1 protein-coding gene and 1 pseudogene are annotated in these 1,139 nt (G+C 64.7%); one reads left to right on the top strand and one right to left on the bottom strand.

Annotation, left to right across the window (positions count from 1 at the left end; all coding sequences use genetic code 11):
• Positions 1 to 136 precede the first annotated feature (136 nt).
• Positions 137 to 463, top strand: coding sequence for an IS3 family transposase (locus ACFVYE_RS47295; protein WP_389609786.1), 327 nt, complete (start codon positions 137 to 139; stop codon positions 461 to 463).
• Here ACFVYE_RS47295 and ACFVYE_RS47290 read toward each other — a convergent pair.
• Positions 368 to 820, bottom strand: a pseudogene (locus ACFVYE_RS47290) (IS110 family transposase); the annotation flags it as partial. The gene ACFVYE_RS47295 and the pseudogene ACFVYE_RS47290 overlap by 96 nt on opposite strands.
• Between the last annotated feature and the right edge of the window lie 319 nt (positions 821 to 1,139).

Genomic DNA, 1,139 nt, shown 5'->3' with positions numbered 1-1,139 from the left:
CGCCGCCGATCACATCACCGTGCTCGACCAGGCCCTCGCGCAGATCCCCGACGCCCACCGGCACGGCACCGACATCCTGGTCCGCACCGACAGCGTTCCTCACGCATCTCCGTTGAGAGCGGGAATTGACGCATCCATGGGGTCGGTCGGGGACTCGTACGATAACGCTCTCACGGAGAATCTGTGGATGCTGATCAAGACCGAGGGCGTCCGCGGCCACGTCTTCGCCACCAGAGCCGAGGCGAACCTGGCGCTCTTCGAGTACATCAACGGCTTCTATAACTCCCGCCGCATCCAGGAACGGCTCGGCTTCCTCAGCCCTATCGAGTTCGAGGAGAAGCACTACGCCAATCAGGCAACGGCCGAACAAGTGAATCACAGTGCGGGTGCGGTCGGCGACCAGATCCATGCGGCGGCCGGTGAGGATCTTGAGGTCGGTGACGGTCTCGTCGATGGCGCGTAAGGGGTGCAGGTCGCGGCGGATGCGGACCTGGTCGGCGATGACGGCGGCGTCCTTGGCGTCGGTCTTGCCTTCGCCGCGGTAGCTCTCGGAGGCGCGGTGGATGGCCCGTGCAGAGATGTAGTGCATCGGCTGGTCGTGGTTGAGCAGGACGCCAATGGCCAGTGCGGCTCCGCCGTCGGCCAGGTCGATGCCCCAGGCCACCTCCTCGCCCAGGGCCATGACGTCGGTGAGGAGTTCGAGCAGTTCGGGCTCGTCGTTGGCGACGCGTCGCGACAGCAGCCGACGGCCGCTCTCGTCGATCGCGACGCAGTGGTGGTGGGTCTTTCCTGCGTCGATGCCGGCCCATATCGCAGCCATGTGGTGCCTCCGTACGGTGTGCTGCGGGTGTTTCCCGACGGACGACCTCGCTGTCGATTCCCTACGGAGCGATCATTCGCAATTCCTAATTGGCAGCCGAGTCGTCGTGGGGCGTCGGACGGCCAATCGATGGAAGCCACGAGCGGCAGAAGTTTGAAATCCACACCCGACGCCCCTGGCGTGGGCCAACCATACGAAGGGCTCGCCCAGTCCCGTGGAAGAATGTAGGGAAGTTTGAGTGGCCTGGGTCACTATCCCGTCTTAAATGATCTGGCTCCGGGTCGGGCCCCTGACCTGCGGCGCCCAGTTCAGGTGAGAC

This window comes from Streptomyces sp. NPDC058239 (assembly GCF_042882185.1).
Lineage (GTDB): Bacteria > Actinomycetota > Actinomycetes > Streptomycetales > Streptomycetaceae > Streptomyces.
Note: the sequence above shows the minus strand (reverse complement) of the source record. Positions and strands in the feature narration are given on the sequence as shown.

Excerpts from the sequence above, each read along its gene's own strand:
- ACFVYE_RS47295 (WP_389609786.1), top strand. The coding sequence starts at position 137 with ATGGGGTCGGTCGGGGACTCGTACGATAACGCTCTCACGGAGAATCTG.